The 7,140-nt window shown below is 63.3% G+C and carries 8 protein-coding genes; 2 read left to right on the top strand and 6 right to left on the bottom strand.

All coding sequences use genetic code 11. The annotated features are described in order from the left end of the window. The 5 genes from ACXJ7R_RS20530 to rpoZ all read right to left on the bottom strand — a co-directional run. The coding region (locus ACXJ7R_RS20530) for a DUF2062 domain-containing protein (protein ID WP_457153443.1) at nucleotides 1-588 on the bottom strand (588 nt) is incomplete at its 3' end. Between the two features lie 252 nt (nucleotides 589-840). Continuing rightward, complete coding sequence (locus ACXJ7R_RS20525; protein ID WP_457153442.1) at nucleotides 841-1,242, bottom strand: VOC family protein; 402 nt, start codon at nucleotides 1,240-1,242, stop codon at nucleotides 841-843. A gap of 46 nt (nucleotides 1,243-1,288) precedes the next feature. Next, on the bottom strand, nucleotides 1,289-1,867 hold the full coding sequence (gene pyrE, locus ACXJ7R_RS20520) for an orotate phosphoribosyltransferase (RefSeq protein WP_095086590.1): 579 nt from the start codon (nucleotides 1,865-1,867) through the stop codon (nucleotides 1,289-1,291). A 66-nt stretch (nucleotides 1,868-1,933) separates the two neighbouring features. Next, nucleotides 1,934-4,162: a RelA/SpoT family protein gene (locus ACXJ7R_RS20515; RefSeq protein ID WP_457153441.1), complete on the bottom strand. Its 2,229-nt coding sequence runs from the start codon at nucleotides 4,160-4,162 to the stop codon at nucleotides 1,934-1,936. Between the two features lie 131 nt (nucleotides 4,163-4,293). Continuing rightward, nucleotides 4,294-4,695 (bottom strand): DNA-directed RNA polymerase subunit omega, encoded by a 402-nt coding sequence (rpoZ, locus tag ACXJ7R_RS20510; RefSeq protein ID WP_457153440.1) that lies wholly within the window; start codon nucleotides 4,693-4,695, stop codon nucleotides 4,294-4,296. A 326-nt stretch (nucleotides 4,696-5,021) separates the two neighbouring features. Between rpoZ and ACXJ7R_RS20505 the strand changes: the two genes are divergently transcribed. Then, nucleotides 5,022-5,603 (top strand): LabA-like NYN domain-containing protein, encoded by a 582-nt coding sequence (locus ACXJ7R_RS20505; RefSeq protein WP_095086599.1) that lies wholly within the window; start codon nucleotides 5,022-5,024, stop codon nucleotides 5,601-5,603. 11 nt (nucleotides 5,604-5,614) lie between these two features. After that, nucleotides 5,615-6,271, top strand: coding sequence for a uracil-DNA glycosylase (locus tag ACXJ7R_RS20500; protein ID WP_457153439.1), 657 nt, complete (start codon nucleotides 5,615-5,617; stop codon nucleotides 6,269-6,271). Between the two features lie 9 nt (nucleotides 6,272-6,280). Here ACXJ7R_RS20500 and ACXJ7R_RS20495 read toward each other — a convergent pair. Then, nucleotides 6,281-7,140 (bottom strand): zinc-binding alcohol dehydrogenase family protein (locus tag ACXJ7R_RS20495; RefSeq protein ID WP_457153438.1); only part of this gene is annotated, 860 nt, incomplete at its 5' end.

Genomic DNA, 7,140 nt, shown 5'->3' with positions numbered 1-7,140 from the left:
GGAACCAATGCTTCCGCCGGGATGAGACGATTGCCCATGCCGGCTTGCGCGCTCGGCGAGGCGCTTGCGTCGCTGCTCGCGGAAAGCGTTCATACCCCAGCGCGTGACGCCATAGAACAAGAGGCCGAACACCAGCCCGAGCGGGATCGCGCCGATCAGCATCGGCTCGAGCACGGGCTTCCACAATTGCGCGAAGGAAAGCCTGTGCAGCATCTCGCCCAGATGCGCCGGTGGGCCATGCGCAGGCAGGCGGTCATGCAGGATCAGCTTTCCGGTTTCCCAGGAGGCGCCCCACAGCAGCGGAAAGGTCAGCGGGTTGCCGAAGAAAACCGCTGCAAGGGCCGCCGCCACCAGATTGCCGGCGATCACCCAGCACAGGATGGCGGCAATGGCGAAATGAAAGCCCACGGGAAAAAACGAGGCGAAGACGCCGGCGGCGACACCGGCCGCCACGGCGTGCGGTGTGGCCTTCAGCCGCAGGATGCGCTTGGAGAAATACTGAAGCGAGCGCGAAAACGAGCGGCGCGGCCACAAATAGGTACGCACCCGCTCGATAAGGCCATCAGGCTTGCGGCGTCGAAAAAGCACTCTGTACCCGTTTCACAGCTCCCGCGCCGGCACTTTCAGCCGGGCGCAACAGCACTATCTTGCGCTTGACGATCCCCCGATGGCAATCGCCACGTTGATATAGCGACGCGCTGGCAGGAGAACAACCAACGCCGCCTGCTTGGCGTGCGCTTGTTGCCGCCCTTGCGGGATGGCATTCCTCGCATCGAACATTGGACAATCGCGGCGAATTTAAGGAACCGGCATTTGTCGTATGGCCGAAAGGCGCGGCGGCTACGGCAAATATTCGCTGACCTCGACCAGATTGCCGTCCGGGTCGCGGAAATAGACCGACATCATCGGACCACGAGCCCCGACGCGTTCGACCGGTCCGAGTTCCACCACCACCCCATTGGCCGAGAGACGGGTGCTGACTTCGCCCAGCGGCCGGTCGGTGATCAGGCAGAAGTCGCCCGAGCCGGGCGTCGGCGCCTTCGCCTTCGGCTCGAAGGTGCGGCCCACCTCGTGCACATTGATCTTCTGGGTGCCGAAAGCCAGCGCTGTCGGCCGGCCGGGCGCATCGATGCGTTCAAAACCCAGCACGCGCTGATAAAAGGCGCAGGTCACGTCCAGCGAAGCGACCGTCAGCACGAAATGATCGATGCCTGCGATCATCGCCAATTTGTTTTCATGCATGTCGTTAACCCAAAACCGCTGCACACTTTTGGGCGGCACGCATGGGTCAAATATTGCGGCTGCCGGGCTTGACCGCCGGTATGGCGGCCAGCTCCGGCGGCAGCCGGTCGGCCGGATAGGCTGGAACCTCATATTCGGCGAGCGCGATCAACGGCACGCCGACATGGGTCTTGCCGGCCGAACGGTCGATGATGCAGGCGGCGGCAACCACCTCAGCGCCAAGCTCGCGCAGGCACTCGATGGTTTCGCGGATCGACAGGCCGGTGGTGACGATATCCTCGACGATGACGACGCGCGCACCGCTGGCGATCTCGAAGCGGCGCAGGCGAAACTCGCCCCCTTCCCGCTCAACCCATATCGCCGGCACGCCGAGATGGCGCGAGGTCTCGTAGGCTGGGATCAGCCCGCCGATCGCCGGACCGACGACGTAGTCGATCTTGCCCGGCACGCCAGCGCGGATCTTTTCGGCCAGCGCCTTGCACAGCCGCTCGGTCTTGTCGGCATGCATGAACACGCGCGCCTTCTGCAGGAAGACCGGGCTTCTCAGGCCCGAGGTCAAAATGAAATGCCCTTCGAGAACAGCACCTGCTTCGCGGAAAATCCCCAGCACTTCATCGGTGTTCATTTCTGCCTCATCTTGATTGACCACGATCTCTTCCGAAAACCGGTCCCCACTTTTCGGGATCATGGTCTAGCCGTTGACACGCCTTGCGYCGCTGACGCTCGAATTGTCCTTGAGCTGCGACAGCAGCCGGTTGAGGTGCTTCAGATCCCAGACTTCGAGATCGATCAGCATCTCGGTGAAGTCGGGCGCGGTGCGGACCATCGACAGCGTGTGGATGTTGGCGTCGTTCGACGCAACGACCTGGGCGATATCGGCGAGCGAACCCGGCGCGTTGATGGCGGTGACCGAGACGCGCGCCGGAAACCGTTCCTTGGTGCGCTCGTCAATGTCCCAGCGCACGTCGATCCAGCGTTCGGGCTGGTCGTCGAAGGCCTGCAGCGCCGGCGACTGGATCGGATAGATGGTGATGCCGGTGCCGGGCTGGACGATGCCGACGATGCGGTCGCCAGGCACCGCCCCTTCCGGCGCAAAACGGACCGGCAGGTCGCCACGCACGCCGCGGATCGGCACGGCGCCATCGCGCGGCTGGTCCTTGTCCTTGCGCGCCGCGCGGCCCGGAATCTGGAACAGCATGCCGGCGGCGTTGCGGATTTTCGACCAGCCCTCCTCGCGCTGCTTGGGCGCGGCGGTGGTGACACGCTCGTCCTTGTAGTCGGGGAATACCGCCTTCATGACATCGGTGGAGGCGAGCTCGCCACGGCCGACCGAGGCCAGCACGTCCTCGATATCCTTGCGCGCCAGCCGATGCAGCACCTGCTTCAGGCTCTCCTTGGTGAAGGTCTTGCCGGCGCGCTCGAAGGCGCGTTCCAGGATGCGGATGCCGAGGCCCGAATACTGCTTGCGGATGGCATTCTTGGTGGCGCGGCGGATGGCCGAGCGCGCCTTGCCGGTGACGACGACCGATTCCCAGGCCGCCGGCGGCACCTGCGCCTTGGAGCGGATGATCTCGACCTCGTCGCCGTTCTTCAGTTCCGTCATCAGCGGCATGATGCGGCCGTTGACCTTGGCGCCGACGCAGGTGTCGCCGACATCGGTGTGCACGGCATAGGCGAAATCGATGGGCGTAGCACCTCGCGGCAGTGCAATCAGCATGCCTTTCGGCGTGAAGCAGAACACCTGGTCCTGGAACAGTTCCAATTTGGTGTTTTCGAGAAAATCTTCCGGATTGTCACCCTCGGCAAGCTGCTCGATGGTGCGCCGCAGCCAGGCATAGGCGTTGGTCTCCTTCGAGATCGCATGGGCGGCGCCGTTGGTCTTGCCGCCGGTGTCCTTGTAGATCGAATGCGCTGCCACGCCGTATTCAGCGATCTTGTTCATTTCGCGGGTTCGGATCTGCAGCTCGACGCGCTGGCGCGACGGCCCGACGATGGTGGTGTGGATCGACCGATAGTCGTTCTGCTTCGGCGTCGAGATGTAATCCTTGAAGCGGCCGGGCACCATCGACCAAGCGGTGTGGATGGCTCCGAGCGCGCGATAACAATCCTCCACCGTATCGACGACGACACGGAAGCCGAAGATGTCGGACAGCTGCTCGAAGGACAGGGCCTTGGCCTCCATCTTGCGGAACACCGACCACGGCTTCTTCTGACGGCTTTTCACGCTGGCCTTGATCGCATGCTTTTCGAACAGCGCGGACAACGCCTTCTCGATCTCGGACAGCACATCCTTGTTGCGCTCGAAGATTTCGGCGRGCCGGGCAGTGACGGCGCGATAGGCTTCCGGGTTGATGTAGCGGAAGGCGATCTCCTCCAGCTCCTCGCGCATGCCTTGCATGCCCATGCGCCCGGCGAGCGGCGCATAGATGTCCATCGTCTCCTCGGCGATGCGCAGGCGCTTGGCCTCCGGCATATGGTCGAGGGTGCGCATGTTGTGCAAACGGTCGGCGAGCTTGACCAGAAGGACGCGGACATCCTCCGAAATCGCCAGCAGAAGCTTACGCAGGTTTTCCGCCTGCTCGGCCTTCTTCGACACGAGATCGAGTTTCTTGAGCTTGGTCAGCCCCTCGACCAGCTTGCCCATTTCGGGCCCGAACAGCTCATCGATTTCGGCCCGCGTCGCCGTGGTGTCCTCGATGGTGTCGTGCAGCAGGGCGACCGCGATCGTCGCCTCGTCCATGTGCATTTCGGTGAGGATGGCGGCGACTTCGAGCGGATGCGAGAAATAAGGATCGCCGGAAGCGCGCTTCTGGTGGCCATGCTTCTGCATGGCATAGACATAGGCCTTGTTGAGCAACGCCTCGTTGACGTCAGGCTTGTAGCGCTGGACGCGCTCGACAAGCTCATACTGACGCATCATGGGCGGGATCTCGCAGCGGTGAAATGAATCATGCGCCGCACTGCTGTACGGCGCATGTCATAGATAGCCACGAAACTGCCGATACGGAAGTGCGGAAGATTGTTCCAGCGACCTCCAGAACGGAGGCTCGCTTAGTAGTCGTCGCTCTTTTCCGGGGGCACCAGGCCCTCGATGCCGGCCAGGAGATCTTCCTCGGTCATCCRGTCGAAGGTGATGTTCTCCTCGGCGTCGTCGGCATCGGTGGCCGCGACTGTGGCGCCGGTCTGGTCGGCAATCGCCTCGCCATCGGCTTCGGGCTCGTCGACCTCGACATGCTTCTGCAGCGAGTGGATCAGGTCTTCCTTGAGGTCGTCGGGCGACAGTGTCTCGTCGGCGATCTCGCGCAGCGCCACGACCGGGTTCTTGTCGTTGTCACGCGGCACGGTGATCGGCGCGCCCTGGCTGATCTGGCGGGCACGGTGGCCGGCAAGGAGCACCAGCTCAAAGCGGTTGTCGACCTTGTCGATGCAATCTTCAACGGTTACGCGGGCCATGGACTGCCCCTTTCATGCGATGGATTTGATGGAAATCAGGCGCGGTCCTTAACCCGAACGCCGCCAAAACACAAGCATCATGGCAATGGCGGGGTCGCAGGGCCGCCAATCCCTTCATTTAAACACCCGATCGGCAAAATCAGGCTGCATCCATCGGTTCGGCGCCCGATCACAATTGCTTGCAGTTCGCCAACACGCCCTTGGATTGCCGTGAAACTGGCGTTATCTCGGATAGCGCGAAGGTCAGCCGGTTTATTATGAGCCTGACCGATAGTCGCTATCGCATTTCGTTAGACGGCCGATTATTTCGAAAAGGACTATTTTCCATGTTCGACCCTCGTGAAAAAATCGCCCTATTCATCGACGGCGCCAATCTCTACGCGACGTCGCGCGCGCTCGGCTTCGACATCGACTATCGCAAGCTCCTGTCGAGCTTCCAGAAGCGCGGCTACCTGCTGCGCGCTTACTACTACACCGCGCTGGTCGAGGATCAGGAATACTCCTCGATCCGTCCGCTGATCGACTGGCTCGATTACAACGGCTTCAAGGTGGTCACCAAGCCGGCCAAGGAATTCACCGACTCGACCGGCCGCCGCAAGATCAAGGGCAATATGGACATCGAACTCACTGTCGATGCGCTGGAACTCGCCGATGTCGTCGACCATTACGTCATCTTTTCCGGCGACGGCGATTTCCGCACGCTGGTCGAGGCGCTGCAGCGGCGTGGCCGCAAGGTGTCGATCGTCTCGACCATGGCCTCTCAGCCGCCGATGATTAGCGACGACCTGCGCCGCCAGGCCGACCATTTCATTGACCTGACAACGTTGAAGAACGAGGTCGGTCGCGATCCGTCCGAGCGGCCGATGCGCCGGCCCGAGCCGGCCGAAGTCGACGAGGACGACTACTGAGGCCGGTCGCGTTGACCGCCCTTTCCATCTCCGAACCCGGCCGCGACTGCCTGCTCTGTCCGCGGCTGCATGATTTCATCGCCGAATGGCGGCAACGTGAGCCATCCTGGTTCAACGCGCCGGTGCCGACTTTTTTGCCACCCGATGGCGACGACGCCGTCCGGCTTCTGATCGTTGGGCTGGCGCCCGGCCTGCGCGGCGCCAACCGCACCGGACGGCCCTTCACCGGCGACTATGCCGGCGACCTGCTGTACTCGACGTTGATTTCGCACGGTTTTGCGCGCGGTGAGTTCAAGGCGCGGCCGGATGACGGACTGGAGTTGGTCGGCACGGCGATCACCAATGCGGTGCGCTGCGTGCCGCCGGAGAACAAGCCGGTGGGCGCCGAGATTGCCACGTGCCGGACGTTCCTGGTGCCGACGATCGCCCGCTTTCCCAATTTGCGCGCCGTGCTGGCGCTGGGGTCGATCGCGCACCAGTCGACGGTGCGCGCGCTGGGTGGGCGCGTCGCCGCCTATCCGTTCAAGCATGGCGGGCAGCTGCCGGCCGGGGGCATCACGCTGTTTTCGAGCTATCATTGCTCGCGCTACAACACCAACACAGGTGTGCTGACCGAGGAGATGTTCGTCAGCGTCTTCAGCGAGATCGCGGCCTTCCTGCAGAAATAGCGCCGCCCTTCAGAACCCCTCCAGCACGATCTTGCCCTTGGCCTTGCCGGTCTCGATCAGCGCGTGGGCGCGCTTCAGATTGGCGGCATTGATAGGACCGAAGGTCTCGCCCAGCGTCGTGCGGATGGTCCCGGCGTCGACAAGCCGGGCCAATTCGTTGAGGTGCTCGCCCTGCGCGGCCATGTCCTGCGTCTCGAACATCGAGCGGGTGAACATGAACTCCCAATGCACAGAGACGCTCTTGCGCTTGAACGAATTGATGTCGAGCGATTTGGGATCGTCGATCAGCCCGAAACGGCCTTGCGGCGCGATCAGTTCGGCGATCTCGGCCAAGTGCCGGTCGGTGTTGGTCGTCGAGAACACAAAGGCAGGTGCGCCGAGACCAAGGGCTGCGACTTCGGCGGCGAGCGGCCTGGAGTGATCGACGACTTGATGAGCGCCGAGCCCAAGCGCCCAGTCCCGCGTCTCGGGCCGCGATGCGGTGGCGATCACCGTCAGATCGGTCAGTTGGCGCGCCAGCTGCACCGCGATCGAGCCAACGCCGCCGGCGCCGCCAATAATCAGAATGGCCTTAGCCGCGCCAGCGACAGGTTTCCTGACATCGAGGCGGTCGAACAGAGCCTCCCAGGCGGTGACCGCCGTCAAGGGCAGGGCCGCCGCCTGCGCGTAGCCGAGCGAGCCGGGTTTGCGGCCGACAAGGCGCTCATCGACAATATGGAATTCGGCATTGGTGCCTTGTGGCGCCAGGGCGCCGGAATAGAAGACATCGTCGCCCGCCTTGAACAGGCTGGCGTCCCGACCGGCCGCAACGACCCGGCCGGCAGCGTCCCAGCCGAGCACACGCCATGCTCCGGCCTCGGGTCTGGCGC

The organism is Mesorhizobium sp. P5_C1 (assembly GCF_054049815.1).
The sequence above is the reverse complement of the archived record's forward strand: the minus strand, read 5'-3'. Positions and strand labels throughout refer to the sequence as shown.